The following is a 16,981-nucleotide window of genomic DNA, read 5'->3' as shown; positions in this document are numbered from 1 at the left end:
GCACTGCGGCTCGCTCGCCCGGAAAAAAAGCTGCCACGTTTGACCGTGACAGCCTTTACAAATCTAATCTTAACTGACCAGCATTGGAGCCCCGGCTCCGCTTTTTTTTACTTTAAATCCCCTGCCTGTGATGGCTGCATTATCTCTCCCTTACCGCAGCACTCATAAAAATGTCGACGTTTACTGCTATTACTGCTCGGCGAAACCGAGCATATAGCGCGGTATAAGCTGCTTTTAACGAACTATATGAATCGTTACACTGTTTAACATTCTGTCTCTGCTCAGGAAGATGAACGTTGAACAAGCCGCGCAAATTAAAAAATCTGCTAAAAAGTTTTATTGAAAGTGATGCCAGCAATGGCGTGATGTTGATTGTGGCGGCGGTCGCGGCGATGATCCTCGCCAATACGGCCGCTACCGCCCAGGGTTACCAGGCGTTGCTGAATGAACCGGTACAAATCCGCTTCGGAGCGCTGGATATCAGCAAAAACTTGCTGTTGTGGATCAACGATGCGCTGATGGCGCTTTTCTTTCTGGTTATTGGCCTGGAAGTAAAGCGTGAGTTGATGGTCGGCGAACTTGCCAGCCGTGACAAGGCGATCTTCCCGGTCATCGCGGCAATAGGCGGCATGGCGTTACCCGCCCTGATCTTCCTGCTTTTCAACCATGGTGATGAGATTGCACGTAACGGCTGGGCCATTCCCACCGCAACCGATATCGCTTTTGCGCTGGGTGTGCTGGCCCTTCTGGGCAGCCGTGTTCCCGTTGCGCTGAAAGTCTTTCTGATGGCACTGGCGATTATTGATGACCTGGGTGCCATTGTGATTATCGCTCTGTTCTATACCAGTGACCTCTCAGTGCTCTCCCTGTGCGTGGCTGCTGGCGCAATTGTCGTGCTGGCACTCCTGAACCGCTTTAACGTCCGTAGAATCTCAGTCTACATACTGGTGGGTATCATACTCTGGACCGCCGTGCTGAAGTCGGGCGTCCACGCAACCCTGGCTGGCGTCATTGTGGGCTTCTTCGTGCCTCTGGAGAAGAAAGAGGGGCACTCTCCAGCGGAACATCTGGCGCATGGTCTGATGCCGTGGGTGAACTGGATGATTCTGCCGCTGTTTGCCTTTGCTAATGCTGGTATCTCACTTGCTGGCATTACGCTGAGTGATGTCCTCTCGCCTGAACCGTCAGGTATCATCTTCGGCCTGTTAATCGGTAAGCCATTAGGCATTACGCTCTTCTGCTGGCTGGCGGTAAAACTGCGGCTGGCAGTATTACCCAACGGCACAACCATACGCGATATTATGGCGATTGGTGTGCTGTGCGGAATTGGCTTCACTATGTCAATTTTTATCAGTTCGCTGGCCTTTGATGCCGCGCATGAACAGCTGGTGACCTTTTCTAAACTGGGCATACTGACCGGCTCTCTGCTTTCAGCCGTCATCGGCTATACGCTGCTGCGAATTAAACTGCGTTAATGGGGAGGAGGCGAAAGCCTCCTTTTTGCTATGAATCAGCTCAATTTCAATCATCTCTACTACTTCTGGCACGCCTGCCGTGCGGGATCAATTACGGCGGCAGCAGAGGCACTCTCCCTGACGCCGCAGACCATTACCGGGCAGATTAAGGCACTGGAGGAGCGCCTGCAGGGCAAGCTTTTCCGGCGTCAGGGACGGGGCCTGGTACCGACTGAACTGGGGCAGCTGGTTTTTCGCTATGCTGACCGCATGTTTATGCTGAGTCAGGAGATGCTGGATATTGTGAATTACCGCAAAGAGTCTCATCTGCTACTGGATGTTGGCGTGGCAGATGCGCTCTCAAAGCAGCTGGTCAGCAAGGTGCTGGAGACGGCGGTGGTCGCAGAGGAGAAAATTCATCTGCGCTGTTTTGAATCGACCCATGAAATGCTGCTGGAGCAACTCAGTCAGCATAAGCTGGATATGATTATCTCTGACTGCTCCATCGACCCCACCCAACAGGAAGGGCTATTTTCGGTGAAGCTGGGGGAATGCCCGATCAGCTTCTGGTCAACCCAGCCGCTCAGCGATCTCTCTTTTCCGGCCTGCCTGGAGACGCGTCCCCTGCTGATTCCGGGGCGCCGCTCCATGCTGGGGCGCAAAATCCTCAACTGGATCAGCACCCAGGGGCTGCAGGTGGAGATTCTGGGTGAGTTCGATGATGCGGCACTGATGACGGCGTTTGGTGCGCGACAGAATGCGATTTTTGTCGCGCCTTTGCTGGAGATGGGTCAACGTGAGGGGATATATGAAGTCGGGCGGCTCGACGCGGTGTCAGAGGAGTATCACATACTCTTCGCGGAGCGGATGATTCAGCATCCGGCGGTGCAGCGACTCTGTCACGCAGACTTCAGCGAACTCTTTCCCCGCCAGGGTACAGACGAAAAAAAACCGGCGTAAGCGCCGGCTTTTTTAACAAAGCGATTAACAACAGGCGATTAAGCCAGTTTGTTGATCTGTGCAGTCAGGTTAGACTTATAACGTGCAGCTTTGTTCTTGTGGATCAGACCTTTAGCAGCCTGACGGTCCACGAGTGGTTGCATTTCATTGAATGCGTTCTGCGCAGCAGCTTTGTCGCCTGAAGCGATCGCCGCGTATACTTTCTTAACGAAGGTACGCATCATAGAGCGGCGGCTAGCGTTATGCTTACGGCGTTTCTCAGATGTTACGGCGCGTTTCTTAGCTGATTTGATATTAGCCAAGGTACAACTCCCAAATGTGTTCTATAGAGACAAATCAAAGGCCGAGGACTATGCCCTTCTAACCTGATTTTGTCAATGGATTTGTGCAAATAAGCGTCGCCCTGAGAGCGGCACTCGGTTACGTATTTGATGGCGCAGGATTCTACCAGCTTCCCCTCGCTGAATACAGTATTTCGCGACAAAATTCTTAACATGCGCTTCTGCAACAGGAAATGCAGCGCCTAAAGCATGAAAGGCGTGCTGACGGGTTAACCTGAGTCGCTTTCAAGGGTATAATCCGCCGATTTCCACCGGTTTGGGCCAGCCATGAAGTTTATCCGCGGTATTCATAATCTTAACGAGCAGCATCGCGGCTGCGTTCTGACCATTGGTAATTTCGATGGCGTGCACCGTGGGCATCAGGCGCTGATGTCGCGGCTGTGTGAAGAGGGACGTAAGCGTAATCTGCCGGTGGTGGTCATGGTTTTTGAGCCACAGCCGCTGGAGCTGTTTGCCGGTGACAAAGCGCCGGCTCGTCTGACGCGTCTGCGTGAAAAACTGCGATACATGGCGGAAGCCGGCGTCGATAAAGTGTTGTGCGTGCGGTTCGACCGTCGCTTTGCGGCCTTGTCCGCCCAGCGTTTTATCAGTGACCTGTTAGTCGAAAAGCTGGACGTAAAGTACCTTGCGGTAGGCGATGATTTCCGCTTCGGCGCTGGTCGCCAGGGTGATTTCCTGTTATTACAGAAAGCCGGTGCGGAGTACGGCTTTGAGGTCGTCAGCACCGAAACCTTCTGTGATGGCGGTAAGCGAATCAGCAGTACTGCCGTGCGTCAGGCGCTGGCCGTGGATGATTTAGCGCTGGCGCAGTCGCTGCTTGGTCACCCTTTCACTATTTCCGGCCGCGTTGTGCACGGTGATGCACTGGGACGCACGCTGGGTTTCCCCACGGCGAACCTCCCTTTACGCCGCAGCGTCTCGCCGGTGAAAGGGGTTTATGCGGTAGAGGTACGGGGTCTGACGCCCGAGCCACTGCCAGGTGTCGCCAATATCGGCACCCGTCCGACCGTAAAAGGTTTACGCCAGCAGCTTGAAGTTCACCTGCTCGACATCAATATGGATCTCTATGGTCGTCACATTGATGTGGTGCTGAAACAGAAAATACGAAACGAGCAGCGCTTTGCCTCACTGGAGGCGTTGAAAGAACAAATTGCGAACGATGTGGTAACGGCCCGGCAGTTCTTTGGGCTGCTTTAACCTGAGCGAAAAACGGAATCGAGAATCTGATGAGTGACTATAAATCTACCCTGAATTTGCCGGAAACGGGATTCCCGATGCGTGGCGATCTGGCCAAACGCGAACCGGGAATGTTGCAACGCTGGTATGCCGACAATCTGTACGGCATCATCCGCGAAGCCAAAAAAGGGAAAAAAACCTTTATCCTGCATGATGGCCCTCCGTATGCGAACGGCAGCATTCATATTGGTCACTCCGTTAACAAGATTCTGAAAGACATTATCGTTAAGTCGAAAGGCATGGCGGGTTATGACTCGCCGTATGTGCCGGGCTGGGACTGTCACGGTCTGCCAATCGAACACAAAGTTGAGCAGATGATCGGCAAGCCAGGCGAGAAAGTCACCGCTGCTGAATTCCGCGAAGCGTGCCGCAAATACGCCGCAGAACAGGTTGAAGGCCAGAAGGCGGACTTTATCCGTCTGGGCGTGCTGGGCGACTGGGATCGTCCTTACCTGACCATGGATTTCGGTACCGAAGCCAACATCATTCGTGCGCTGAGTAAAATCATCGGCAACGGCCACCTGCACAAAGGCGCTAAGCCCGTGCACTGGTGCCTGGATTGCCGTTCTGCCTTAGCAGAAGCGGAAGTGGAGTATTACGACAAAACGTCACCGTCGATTGATGTGATGTTCAACGCCATTGATGCCGACGCGGTGCGTCAGGCGTTTGGTGTGGCACAGGTTAATGGTCCGATTTCACTGGTGATCTGGACGACGACACCGTGGACGCTGCCAGCTAACCGCGCCATCTCGTTAAACGCGGAATTTGAGTATCAGCTGCTGCAGATCGACGGTCGCGCGCTGATCCTGGCAAAAGATCTGGTCGAGAGCGTGATGAAGCGCGCGGGCGTCAGCGAATGGCAGGTACTGGGCGAATGCAAAGGCGCGGTGCTGGAGCTACAGAAATTCCAGCATCCGTTCCTGGCGCTTGAGTCGCTGGTGGTGCTGGGCGATCACGTCACCCTGGAAGCGGGTACCGGTGCAGTCCACACGGCACCTGGCCACGGTCCGGATGACTATGTTATCGGTCAGAAATATGGCATCGAAACCGCCAATCCGGTCGGACCGGATGGCCGCTATCTGCCAGGCACCTATCCGACGCTGGATGGGGTCAACGTCTTTAAAGCCAACGACATGATCGTTGAGCTGCTGAAAGAGAAGGGCGCGCTGCTGCACGTTGAGAAACTGCTGCACAGCTACCCGCACTGCTGGCGCCATAAAACGCCGATCATCTTCCGCGCCACACCGCAATGGTTCATCAGCATGGATCAGAAAGGATTGCGTGCGCAGTCGCTGAAGGAGATCAAAGGCGTGCAGTGGATCCCGGACTGGGGCCAGGCGCGTATCGAATCGATGGTGGCTAACCGCCCTGACTGGTGTATCTCTCGTCAGCGTACCTGGGGCGTACCGATGGCCCTGTTCGTTCATAAAGAGAGCGAAGAGCTGCACCCGGACACGCTGGCACTGATGGAAAAAGTGGCGCAGCGCGTTGAGCAGGAGGGGATTCAGGCCTGGTGGGATCTCGATCCGCGCGAGCTGATGGGCGACGATGCCGATCATTACGTAAAAGTGCCGGATACGCTGGATGTCTGGTTTGACTCCGGTTCAACCAGCTATTCCGTGGTTGATGCGCGTCCGGAATTTGGCGGACATGCGCCTGACCTTTATCTGGAAGGGTCCGATCAGCATCGCGGCTGGTTTATGTCCTCGCTGATGATCTCCACGGCGATGAAGGGCAAAGCGCCTTATCGTCAGGTACTGACGCACGGTTTCACCGTGGATGGTCAGGGCCGCAAGATGTCGAAATCGATCGGTAACACGGTTGCGCCGCAGGATGTGATGAACAAACTGGGCGCCGATATTCTGCGCCTGTGGGTGGCATCAACCGACTACTCGGGCGAAATGGCGGTCTCCGATGAGATCCTTAAACGTTCTGCCGATGCCTATCGCCGCATCCGTAACACCGCGCGTTTCCTGCTGGCTAATCTCAGCGGCTTTAACCCGGCTACCGATCTGGTGAAACCGGAAGAGATGGTGGTGGTGGATCGCTGGGCCGTCGGTCGCGCTCAGGCGGCACAGGCCGATATCGTTGCCTCTTACGAGAACTACGATTTCCACGAAGTGATCCAGCGTCTGATGCAGTTCTGCTCAATTGAGATGGGCAGCTTCTATCTCGACATCATCAAGGATCGTCAGTACACCGCGAAAGGCGATGGCCTGGCGCGTCGCAGCTGCCAGACCGCGCTGTGGCATATCGTCGAAGCGCTGGTGCGCTGGATGGCACCGATCATGTCCTTTACGGCGGATGAGATCTGGGGCTACCTGCCAGGCGAACGTGCGCAGTATGTCTTTACCGAAGAGTGGTATCAGGGGCTGTTTGGCCTGGCTGAAGATGAAGCGCTGAATGACGCCTACTGGGCTGAGCTGCTGAAAGTGCGTGGCGAAGTGAACAAGGTGATCGAGCAGGCGCGTGCGGATAAACGTATCGGTGGCGCACTGGAAGCAACGGTCACGCTCTATGCCGATCCGGAGCTGGCGGCTAAACTGCAGGCGCTGGGTAATGAGCTGCGCTTTGTGCTGCTGACCTCTGGCGCACAGGTGGCTGATTACGCCCTGGCGAACGACGAAGCGCAGCAGAGTGAGCTGCTGAAAGGTCTGAAAATCGCGCTGCACAAGGCGGAAGGCGAGAAATGTCAGCGCTGCTGGCATTACACTACCGACGTCGGACAGAATCCTGAGCATGCTGAGGTCTGTGGTCGTTGTTACACTAACGTAGCCGGTGACGGCGAACAGCGTGAATTTGCCTGATGCGTAAACCTATTTTATCAACCGGATTGCGCTGGCTGTGGCTGGTGCTGGTGGTGATTGTTGTCGACTTCGCCAGCAAGCAGTGGGTGATGAACAACATGATGCTGCATGAAACCCAGCCACTGATGCCCTACCTGAACCTGTTCTACGCGCACAACTACGGCGCGGCGTTCAGTTTCCTGGCGGACAAAGGCGGCTGGCAGCGCTGGTTCTTTGCCGGTATTGCGCTGGCTATCGTGATCTCACTGGTCGTGATGATGTATCGTAATCATGCCAGTCAGAAGATCGCTAACATCGCGTATGCCCTGATCATCGGCGGCGCGATAGGCAATCTGTTTGATCGCTCATACCATGGCTTTGTGGTCGATTTTATCGATTTCTATGTCGGTAACTGGCACTTCGCTACATTTAATATCGCTGACTGCGGCATCTGTATCGGTGCTGCATTGGTGGTGCTGGAGGGCTTTTTCAGCCCGAACGGCAAACAGGCTAAACAGAAAGGGTAAGTGATGACTGAGTCCGTACAGCGCGAAAGCGCGGTGTTGGTGCATTTTACGCTGAAGCTGGAAGATGGCTCGACGGCGGAATCGACCCGTGCAAACGGCAAGCCCGCGCTGTTCCGTCTCGGTGATGGCAGCCTCTCTGCGGCACTTGAGCAGGCACTGCTGGGGCTGAAAGCGGGTGAAACTAAACAGTTTACCCTGGAACCGGACGACGCCTTTGGCGGCGTCAGCCCTGACCTGATCCAGTATTTCTCGCGTCGGGACTTTATCGATGCGGGTGAGCCGGAAGTGGGAGCCATCATGCTGTTCAGCGGCATGGGCGGCAGTGAAATGCCTGGCGTGATCCGTGAAATCTCCGGTGACTCTATCACTGTGGATTTCAACCATCCGCTGGCAGGTCGTCGTATTCAGTTTGATGTAGAGGTGCTGGAAATCGATCCCGCACTGGAGGCCAACGATGCAAATCCTGTTAGCTAATCCGCGCGGCTTCTGCGCTGGCGTTGATCGTGCCATCAGTATTGTTGAGCGCGCGCTGGAGATGTATGGCGCGCCAATCTATGTCCGTCACGAAGTGGTGCATAACCGTTACGTGGTAAACAGCCTGCGTGAGCGCGGTGCCATCTTCATTGAAGAGATCAGTGAAGTGCCGGATAACGCGATTCTGATCTTCTCTGCGCACGGTGTTTCTCAGGCAGTGCGTGCCGAAGCCAAAGCGCGCAATCTGACTATGCTGTTTGACGCTACCTGTCCGCTGGTGACCAAGGTGCATATGGAAGTGGCACGCGCCAGCCGTAAAGGCGTTGAGGCAATACTGATTGGTCATGCAGGTCATCCGGAAGTCGAAGGCACCATGGGGCAGTACAACAACCCTAATGGCGGCATGTATCTGGTGGAGTCACCGGAAGATGTCTTCAGACTGACAGTGAAAGACGAAAACAATCTGAGCTTCATGACGCAGACCACGCTCTCTGTGGACGACACCTCTGACATCATTGATGCTCTGCGCCAGCGCTTCCCGGCGATTATCGGGCCGCGTAAAGATGATATCTGCTACGCCACCACCAACCGTCAGGAAGCGGTTCGTACTCTGGCTAAAGATGCGGAAGTGGTGCTGGTGGTGGGGTCGAAGAACTCCTCTAACTCTAACCGTCTGGCTGAGCTGGCTCAGCGTGCCGGTAAGCTGGCGAAGCTGATCGACTCTGCGGATGATATTCAGGAAGAGTGGGTAAAAGGCGTGGCCTGCATCGGCGTCACCGCAGGCGCGTCAGCGCCCGATATTCTGGTGCAGCAGGTGATCCAGCGGCTGCGTGAACTGGGCGGCGAAGCGGCAATTGAGCTGATTGGCCGTGAAGAGAATATTGTCTTCGAAGTGCCCAAAGAGCTGCGTGTCGAAGTGCGTAACGTGCAGTAACTCTGCGATATTACTGATAAAAAGGCCGACTCTGTTCGGCCTTTTTTGTTTTTTGAATCTGACAAAAAAAGCCGTTATTTGCTGCGGTGATTGCTTTTACTGATAATCACGGGCGGCTGGCATAAAATTCTTATTATCACGGATTAATAGTGGCGTGACTGTTAACTCATCGTTAACCTGATGACGCTTTGGATGCATAGTTTTGTTTTAGGAATGAATAAATATGAACACAATCCGCATTGCTATTGTGGGCGCGCCGGGCCGTATGGGCCGTAATCTGATTCAGGCGACGCAGCAGGCAGAAGGCGCAGAACTGGGTGCGGCACTGGCTCGCTCGGGCTCATCGCTGACCGGCAGCGACGCTGGTGAATTAGCGGGCATCGGAAAAAATGGCATCATCATCGCTGACGATTTACGCGCGGTGATTAACGATTTTGATGTGCTGGTCGACTTCACCCGCCCGGAAGGCACGCTGGAGTATATGGCGATCTGCCGTGAGCAGGGCAAAGCGATGGTGATCGGCACCACCGGTTTTGATGAAGCAGGCAAAGCGGCCATTCGGGCCGCGGCAGAAGATATCCCTATTGTGTTCGCCGCTAACTTCAGCGTGGGGGTTAACCTGGTGCTGAAGCTGCTGGAGAAGGCTGCCAAAGTGATGGGGGAGTACGCAGATATTGAGATCGTTGAAGCGCACCACCGCCATAAAGTGGATGCGCCCTCCGGAACCGCGCTGGCGATGGGTGAGGCGATTGCCGATGCGATGCAGTGGAAACTGGATGAGCATGCGGTCTATACGCGTGAGGGCCACACCGGCGAACGCCAGCCGCAGAGCATCGGTTTTGCAACAGTACGCGCGGGTGACATCGTCGGTGAGCATACTGCGATGTTTGCAGATATCGGCGAGCGCGTAGAGATAACCCACAAGGCTTCAAGCCGTATGACCTTTGCAAATGGCGCGGTTAAGTCCGCTTTATGGTTGAAAGATAAGAAATCTGGCCTGTTTGACATGCGTGATGTGCTGGATTTGTCGATGTTGTGAGTGTTGTTAACCATCGTGATGTGGTTGTTTCAATCGATAATCGCTTGATTGAAAAGGGGCAATGTTTTCATTGCCCTTAATTTTACCTTAAATGTGCCTTCCCGATATAAATTTATCTCTGGCTTCTGTTTTTGCCTGTTTTCTTCATTTATTTGCTCTGCTGGATGCTTTTTTTGACCATTTGGTCAAAAATAAAGGCCGCGCTGCATCTGTTTTGCTTTTACGCTGCCTGGCAAACGATTATTCCGCCGAGTTTTCCTCTCTTTTTGCTGCTTATGCCCGTTATTTTCCTCAGAAGGCAGATAAGGGTGAAAAAATCCCGCCGCAGGGTAGACAATGGCCAGGGCGATCATTAGAATGCGCGCAATTTGCCAAAAATCGACAATTCAGGCGGTTTTTGCATTGATTCAGGCGGCTATTTTGAATTAATATGCAGATATTGTGACTGTTTATTCCCTGGAGGATGTTTTGATTAAGTCAGCGCTCTTGGTTCTGGAAGACGGAACCCAATTCCACGGTCGGGCCATCGGGGCAACAGGGTCGGCAGTGGGAGAAGTCGTTTTCAATACCTCAATGACCGGTTATCAAGAAATCCTCACTGATCCTTCCTATTCCCGCCAAATCGTTACTCTCACTTATCCCCATATCGGTAATGTCGGAACCAATGCCGCCGACGAAGAATCCAGCCAGATTCATGCGCAGGGCCTGGTTATCCGTGACCTGCCGCTGATTGCCAGCAACTTCCGTAGTGAAGAGGGCTTATCCGCCTACCTGCAGCGCAACAACATCGTGGCGATTGCCGATATCGATACCCGCAAGCTGACGCGCTTGCTGCGTGAGAAAGGTGCACAAAACGGCTGCATCATTGCGGGCGATAATCCGGATGCCGCGCTGGCGCTGCAAAAAGCTCAGGCGTTCCCGGGACTGAAAGGGATGGATTTGGCGAAAGAGGTCTGCACCACTGAGACCTATAGCTGGCAGCAGGGCAGCTGGACGCTGGAGGGAGGGCTGCCAGAGCAGGCCGACGCTGAATCACTGCCTTACCATGTGGTGGCTTACGATTACGGTGCCAAGCGCAACATTCTGCGGATGCTGGTCGATCGCGGCTGTCGTCTGACCGTCGTTCCGGCACAGACGCCTGCCGAAGAAGTACTGAAGCTTAATCCGGATGGCATCTTCCTCTCTAACGGTCCTGGCGACCCGGAGCCGTGCGACTACGCCATCAGCGCGATTCAGGCCTTCCTGAAAACAGAGATCCCGGTGTTCGGAATCTGTCTGGGTCATCAGCTGCTGGCGCTGGCCAGCGGGGCTAAGACCGTGAAGATGAAACTGGGTCACCACGGTGGCAACCATCCGGTGAAAGATCTCGATAACAATCGCGTGATGATCACCGCGCAGAACCACGGTTTTGCGGTTGATGAGAACAATCTTCCCGCTAACCTGCGTGTAACTCACATTTCGTTGTTCGATAAAACCGTGCAGGGCATTCACCGCACTGACAAGCCCGCATTCAGCTTCCAGGGACACCCGGAAGCGAGCCCGGGCCCAGGCGATGCTGCGCCGCTGTTTGACCACTTTATTGAATTGATTGACGCATTCCGTCTGCAAGCGAAGTAATCAGGAGCTAATTCATGCCAAAACGTACAGACCTAAAATCCATCCTGATTCTTGGTGCCGGTCCGATTGTGATCGGCCAGGCCTGCGAATTTGACTATTCCGGTGCGCAGGCGTGTAAAGCGCTGCGTGAAGAGGGTTACCGCGTCATTCTGGTGAACTCCAACCCGGCGACGATCATGACCGACCCGGAAATGGCTGATGCGACTTACATTGAGCCGATTCACTGGGAAGTGGTGCGCAAAATCATCGAAAAAGAGCGCCCGGACGCGGTACTGCCGACCATGGGCGGTCAGACAGCGCTGAACTGTGCGCTGGAGCTGGAACGTCATGGCGTGCTGGAAGAGTTTGGCGTCACCATGATCGGCGCAACGGCTGATGCGATCGACAAAGCAGAAGATCGTCGTCGTTTCGACGTGGCGATGAAAAGCATCGGTCTGGATACCGCGCGCTCCGGCATTGCGCACACCATGGAAGAAGCGCTGGCCGTGGCTGAAGATGTCGGTTTCCCCTGCATTATCCGTCCCTCATTTACTATGGGCGGAACCGGTGGCGGCATCGCCTACAACCGCGAAGAGTATGAAGAGATTTGCGAACGCGGTCTCGACCTTTCACCGACCAATGAGCTGCTGATTGATGAGTCGCTGATTGGCTGGAAAGAGTATGAGATGGAAGTGGTGCGCGATAAAAACGACAACTGCATCATCGTCTGCTCAATTGAAAACTTCGATGCGATGGGGATCCACACCGGTGACTCCATCACGGTGGCACCTGCCCAGACGCTGACCGACAAAGAGTATCAGATCATGCGTAACGCCTCGCTGGCGGTATTGCGTGAGATCGGTGTTGAAACCGGTGGCTCCAACGTGCAGTTCTCGGTTAACCCGAAAGATGGCCGACTGATTGTCATTGAGATGAACCCGCGCGTGTCACGCTCCTCGGCGCTGGCCTCCAAAGCGACCGGTTTCCCGATTGCTAAAGTGGCGGCCAAACTGGCGGTCGGCTATACCCTCGACGAGCTGATGAATGATATCACCGGCGGTTTAACGCCAGCCTCGTTCGAGCCTTCCATCGACTACGTTGTCACCAAGATCCCGCGTTTCAACTTCGAAAAATTTGCCGGTGCCAACGATCGCCTGACCACGCAGATGAAGTCGGTCGGGGAAGTGATGGCAATTGGTCGTACTTTCCAGGAATCCATGCAGAAAGCGCTGCGCGGCCTGGAAGTAGGCGCTAACGGCTTCGACCCGAAAGTCCACCTCGACGACCCGGAAGCATTAACCCGCATCCGCCGTGAGCTGAAAGATGCCGGTTCAGACCGCATCTGGTACATCGCAGACGCTTTCCGTGCCGGCATGTCAGTGGATGGCGTGTTTAACCTGACCAATATTGACCGCTGGTTCCTGGTGCAGATCGAAGAACTGGTGCGGCTGGAAGAGCAGGTTGCCCGTGAAGGGGTTAATAGCCTGGATGAGACGTTCCTGCGCGCCCTGAAGCGTAAAGGCTTTGCTGATGCACGGCTGGCAACACTGGCGGGCGTGGCAGAGAGCGAAATCCGCAAGCTGCGTCAGCAGTTTAACCTGCACCCGGTTTACAAGCGCGTGGATACCTGCGCCGCAGAGTTCGCGACAGACACCGCCTACATGTACTCCACCTATGAGGAGGAGTGCGAAGCCAATCCAAGTCCGGATCGCGAAAAAATCATGATTCTGGGCGGTGGGCCAAACCGTATCGGTCAGGGTATCGAATTCGACTATTGCTGCGTTCACGCCGCCCTCGCGCTGCGTGAAGATGGTTATCAGACCATTATGGTCAACTGTAACCCGGAAACAGTCTCGACCGATTACGACACCTCTGATCGCCTCTACTTCGAGCCGGTCACGCTGGAAGATGTGCTGGAGATTGTGCGCATTGAGCAGCCAAAAGGTGTGATTGTGCAGTATGGCGGTCAGACTCCGCTGAAACTGGCGCGTGCGCTGGAAGCCGCAGGCGTACCGGTCATCGGCACCAGCCCGGATTCCATCGACCGTGCTGAAGACCGTGAACGTTTCCAGCAGGCGGTTGATCGCCTGAACCTGAAGCAACCCGCCAACGCCACGGTGGCGACACTGGAGCAGGCGGTTGAGAAAGCCGCGGGTCTGGGTTATCCGCTGGTGGTGCGTCCTTCTTATGTGCTGGGTGGCCGTGCCATGGAGATCGTCTACGACGAGATCGACCTCAAGCGCTACTTCCAGACGGCGGTCTCGGTTTCCAACGATGCACCGGTGCTGCTGGATCGCTTCCTGGATGATGCGGTCGAAGTGGATGTTGATGCGATTTGCGACGGTGAGCGGGTGCTGATTGGCGGCATCATGGAACACATCGAGCAGGCTGGCGTCCACTCCGGTGACTCCGCCTGTTCACTGCCGGCCTACACCCTGAGTCAGGAGATTCAGAATGTGATGCGCCAGCAGGTTGAGAAGCTGGCGTTTGAGCTGAACGTTCGTGGCCTGATGAACGTCCAGTTCGCGGTGAAAGACAACGAAGTCTACCTGATCGAAGTTAACCCTCGCGCGGCGCGTACCGTGCCGTTCGTCTCTAAAGCGACCGGTGTCCCGCTGGCGAAAGTTGCCGCGCGCGTGATGGCAGGCAAAACGCTGGCAGAGCAGGGCGTCACTGAAGAGGTGATTCCGCCTTACTACTCTGTCAAAGAAGTGGTGCTGCCGTTTAACAAGTTCCAGGGCGTTGACCCGATTCTGGGGCCAGAAATGCGCTCTACCGGTGAAGTCATGGGCGTGGGCCGCACCTTCGCTGAGGCGTTTTCTAAAGCGATGCTGGGCGCACAGAGCAACATGAAGAAGTCGGGCCGTGCGCTGCTGTCGGTGCGTGAAGGCGACAAGAAACGTATTGTCGACCTGGCCGCTAAGCTGCAGAAGTTTGGTTTCGAACTGGATGCGACTCACGGCACGGCGGTTGTGCTGGGCGAAGCGGGCATCAATCCGCGCCTGGTGAACAAGGTGCACGAAGGGCGTCCGCACATTCAGGACCGTCTGAAGAACGGCGAGTATAGCTACATCGTTAATACCACGGCGGGTCGTCAGGCGATTGAAGATTCGAAACTGATTCGCCGCAGTGCTCTGCAGTATAAAGTGCACTACGACACCACGCTGAACGGCGGCTTCGCCACCGCGATGGCGCTGAATGCAGACCCGACGGAACAGGTTATCTCCGTTCAGGAGATGCATGCCCAGATCAAGGCGATGTAAGGCGATATAATGTGAAAAACGGCTCCTGCGGGAGCCGTTTTTTTTGACCAAAATCTGGCCCGGTCAGCTGTGAGATCGAGCCTGCGAAGGGAACACGGTCAGATCGGAAAGTCGCTTAAGCCAATCCCTGGCCGCTCGGCCCGCGCCGTCCATGGCGCGGGACGCTTTCCTCTTCTGCCCGTGTTCCCTGCGCGTTGAGCCTATGCATTGTGGAAAAAAAACCTGAATTGAATTTGTCAGCTGTCTGAACGGCTCCTGCGGGAGCCGTTTTTTTTGACCATCTTATTGGCGATAATCCGAAAAAAGGGTCCAGGGAAAGCAAAGAGTTTGCGTTAAAGTGACTGATTTGGCTTAATTTTTTAGCTATAGGTGCGAATAAGGCCGGTTCGCACAAATTTATAATATAAACACTTCCTGTGCGGATTTTTCGTCAGTACTATGCCTGCCGCTCATCACTGGAGCGTATCAGGACATAAATAAAAAATGAAAATGCGTACTTTTTCTCTGAGTGCAGTGGCTGCACTGATGGCAATTCTTCCTTTCGCCAGCCAGGCGGAAATTACCCTGTTAAAACAGGATCCGCAGGCAGGCGATCCGCTTAGCCGTCTTAACTTTACTTTTGGCGGCAGCATTCGTGCTCAGTTCAATCATCAGACCGGCGTGGATGACAAATCCTACAAGCGCGACGGTTTTGATGGCGGCACCCGTTTCCGTTTCGGCGCTGACTACTACCTGTTTGATGACGTCAGCTGGATCAGCTACTACGAGCTGGGCGTTAACGTCCCGGCGGTCTTCAGCTGGGATCGTCACTATGCGGACGGTGCCAATAACACCACGCGTCGTCAGCTCTACACCGGTCTGAAAAGCAAAACCTGGGGCCAGCTTACCTTTGGTCAGCAGAACAGCGTCTATTACGATACCGTGGGCGCCAAGACCGATATCTGGGATTACGACATGGTCGGCCAGGCTCCGGGTAACGGGATCAATGGCGACTACGACGGATCTTACCGCTCACGCAAACAGCTGAAGTATAAAAACAGCTTCGGCGATGCGGATCTTTACGCCTCTTATCTGTTCGAAGATAACGAGTATCTGCCAGGCAACGGCCTGCGCTATAAGCGCAAAGGCGGCGGCTCGCTGGGTGTGGACTACCACATCACGGACGATCTGAGCTGGGGCACGGCGTGGAACTACACCCGCGCGGCGATGCGTAACCCGAACAACGGCGACAGCCGCGATTACGATCAGAACATTTACGGCACCGCGCTGAGCTGGACCCCAGGTAACTGGACGTTGTCAGCCGGCGGTGGCTGGTATGAGAACTTCATGACCACCAAACGCAAAGATGTGCATGACTACTTTGCCGGCGACGCGTGGGGCATTGAATATTTCGCCGGTTACAAGATTCCGGTGGGGCAGTATGGTCTGAAAGCGGTACAGCCGTATGTCATGGGCGATCGCATTGAGTATGCGACAGGCCGTGATTATCAGCGCATCGACAACGGTCTGGGTGTGGTGCTGTTCCTCGACTATGGTTTCCGTGTGGATTACGAACATGTGTTTACCTCCAGCACCGATAACCTGGGTGATATGAATCTGGTGCGTCTGCGCTACGACTTCTGATAACCCTGACGGCTCCTCCGGGAGCCGTTTTCTTTTGCGCACGACTTTTGTGCCAGCCTGAGGCCGATCGCTGGCGAGCTGCGGCAAACTGACGTGATTAGGCGGTGAAAAACGCTGCACAGGCCGTGAAAAACGACGTCATGAAAAGCTTTACGCAATTAGACCTTTCCCCCTATCGACGAAAGTTTCACCTTTACGTATCATGGCGCCAATTTTTTTCAGTGAGTGGTTAACATGATTAGTCTTATCGCGGCATTAGCAGCAGATCGCATTATTGGAATGGAGAACGCCATGCCGTGGGACCTGCCTGCAGATCTGGCGTGGTTCAAGCGCCATACGCTGAAGAAACCGGTGATTATGGGCCGACTGACCTTTGAATCTATTGGCCGTCCGTTACCTGGCCGACTGAATATCGTGGTCAGCAGCCAGCCGGGCACCACCGAAGGCGTTACCTGGGTCACTTCGCTGGATGAGGCGTTACAGGCAGCCGGTGACGCTGAAGAGATCATGGTGATTGGCGGTGGCCGCGTCTATGAGCAGATGCTGAAGCGTGCCGATCGTCTCTATCTGACGCACATTGATGCGGAAGTCGAAGGTGATACGCAGTTTCCGGATTACGAGCCGGATGAGTGGCAGTCAACGTTCAGCGAATTCCACGACGCTGACGAGCAAAATTCCCACAGCTACTGCTTTGAGATCCTTGACCGTCGTCGCTAATCCCACCCCTGCCGGGCTGTAACCTGGCTGT

General features: G+C 54.8%; 14 protein-coding genes. 13 read left to right on the top strand and 1 reads right to left on the bottom strand.

All coding sequences use genetic code 11. From position 1 onward, the window contains the following. The first annotated feature begins 296 nt into the window (after window positions 1–296). Both nhaA and nhaR read left to right on the top strand, forming a co-directional pair. Window positions 297–1,475, top strand: a complete 1,179-nt coding sequence (gene nhaA / locus NR201_RS21895) for a Na+/H+ antiporter NhaA (RefSeq protein WP_010671807.1) — start codon at window positions 297–299, stop codon at window positions 1,473–1,475. Between the two features lie 30 nt (window positions 1,476–1,505). Further along, a complete protein-coding gene (gene nhaR / locus NR201_RS21890) occupies window positions 1,506–2,414 on the top strand; it encodes a transcriptional activator NhaR (protein ID WP_045140782.1) in 909 nt (302 codons plus the stop codon). A gap of 38 nt (window positions 2,415–2,452) precedes the next feature. Here nhaR and rpsT read toward each other — a convergent pair whose 3' ends face one another. Beyond that, complete coding sequence (rpsT, locus tag NR201_RS21885; protein WP_008925553.1) at window positions 2,453–2,716, bottom strand: 30S ribosomal protein S20; 264 nt, start codon at window positions 2,714–2,716, stop codon at window positions 2,453–2,455. A 306-nt stretch (window positions 2,717–3,022) separates the two neighbouring features. On the opposite strand from rpsT, the gene ribF reads away from it, so the two are divergent. From ribF to folA, 11 genes are all read left to right on the top strand, one after another. Then, on the top strand, window positions 3,023–3,952 hold the full coding sequence (ribF, locus tag NR201_RS21880) for a bifunctional riboflavin kinase/FAD synthetase (RefSeq protein WP_010253714.1): 930 nt from the start codon (window positions 3,023–3,025) through the stop codon (window positions 3,950–3,952). A gap of 29 nt (window positions 3,953–3,981) precedes the next feature. Beyond that, the gene (gene ileS / locus NR201_RS21875; RefSeq protein ID WP_256850167.1) at window positions 3,982–6,798 is read left to right on the top strand and encodes an isoleucine--tRNA ligase; all 2,817 of its coding nucleotides are present in this window, start codon (window positions 3,982–3,984) and stop codon (window positions 6,796–6,798) included. Further along, on the top strand, window positions 6,798–7,304 hold the full coding sequence (lspA, locus tag NR201_RS21870; RefSeq protein WP_010253719.1) for a signal peptidase II: 507 nt from the start codon (window positions 6,798–6,800) through the stop codon (window positions 7,302–7,304). Before ileS ends, lspA begins: the two co-directional genes overlap by 1 nt. Before the next feature lie 3 nt (window positions 7,305–7,307). Beyond that, entirely contained in the window at window positions 7,308–7,778 is a 471-nt protein-coding gene (gene fkpB, locus NR201_RS21865) for an FKBP-type peptidyl-prolyl cis-trans isomerase (protein ID WP_010253720.1), read from the top strand. Next, a complete protein-coding gene (gene ispH, locus NR201_RS21860) occupies window positions 7,759–8,712 on the top strand; it encodes a 4-hydroxy-3-methylbut-2-enyl diphosphate reductase (protein WP_010253724.1) in 954 nt (317 codons plus the stop codon). Before fkpB ends, ispH begins: the two co-directional genes overlap by 20 nt. Window positions 8,713–8,935: 223 nt before the next feature. After that, on the top strand, window positions 8,936–9,751 hold the full coding sequence (dapB, locus tag NR201_RS21855) for a 4-hydroxy-tetrahydrodipicolinate reductase (RefSeq protein ID WP_256850166.1): 816 nt from the start codon (window positions 8,936–8,938) through the stop codon (window positions 9,749–9,751). 91 nt (window positions 9,752–9,842) lie between these two features. Then, the gene (locus NR201_RS21850; protein WP_256850165.1) at window positions 9,843–10,157 is read left to right on the top strand and encodes a hypothetical protein; all 315 of its coding nucleotides are present in this window, start codon (window positions 9,843–9,845) and stop codon (window positions 10,155–10,157) included. A gap of 62 nt (window positions 10,158–10,219) precedes the next feature. Continuing rightward, the gene (gene carA, locus NR201_RS21845) at window positions 10,220–11,368 is read left to right on the top strand and encodes a glutamine-hydrolyzing carbamoyl-phosphate synthase small subunit (RefSeq protein WP_010253731.1); all 1,149 of its coding nucleotides are present in this window, start codon (window positions 10,220–10,222) and stop codon (window positions 11,366–11,368) included. A 14-nt stretch (window positions 11,369–11,382) separates the two neighbouring features. Further along, window positions 11,383–14,610, top strand: a complete 3,228-nt coding sequence (carB, locus tag NR201_RS21840) for a carbamoyl-phosphate synthase large subunit (RefSeq protein WP_256850164.1) — start codon at window positions 11,383–11,385, stop codon at window positions 14,608–14,610. A 483-nt stretch (window positions 14,611–15,093) separates the two neighbouring features. Next, entirely contained in the window at window positions 15,094–16,233 is a 1,140-nt protein-coding gene (locus NR201_RS21835; protein WP_010253747.1) for a porin, read from the top strand. 234 nt (window positions 16,234–16,467) lie between these two features. Next, on the top strand, window positions 16,468–16,950 hold the full coding sequence (gene folA, locus NR201_RS21830; RefSeq protein ID WP_010253752.1) for a type 3 dihydrofolate reductase: 483 nt from the start codon (window positions 16,468–16,470) through the stop codon (window positions 16,948–16,950). Window positions 16,951–16,981: the final 31 nt, after the last annotated feature.

It is taken from the genome of Pantoea sp. Fr-CA_6 (assembly GCF_024520895.1).
Taxonomy (GTDB): domain Bacteria; phylum Pseudomonadota; class Gammaproteobacteria; order Enterobacterales; family Enterobacteriaceae; genus Pantoea; species Pantoea agglomerans.
This window is presented reverse-complemented; position numbering and strand designations above follow the sequence as displayed.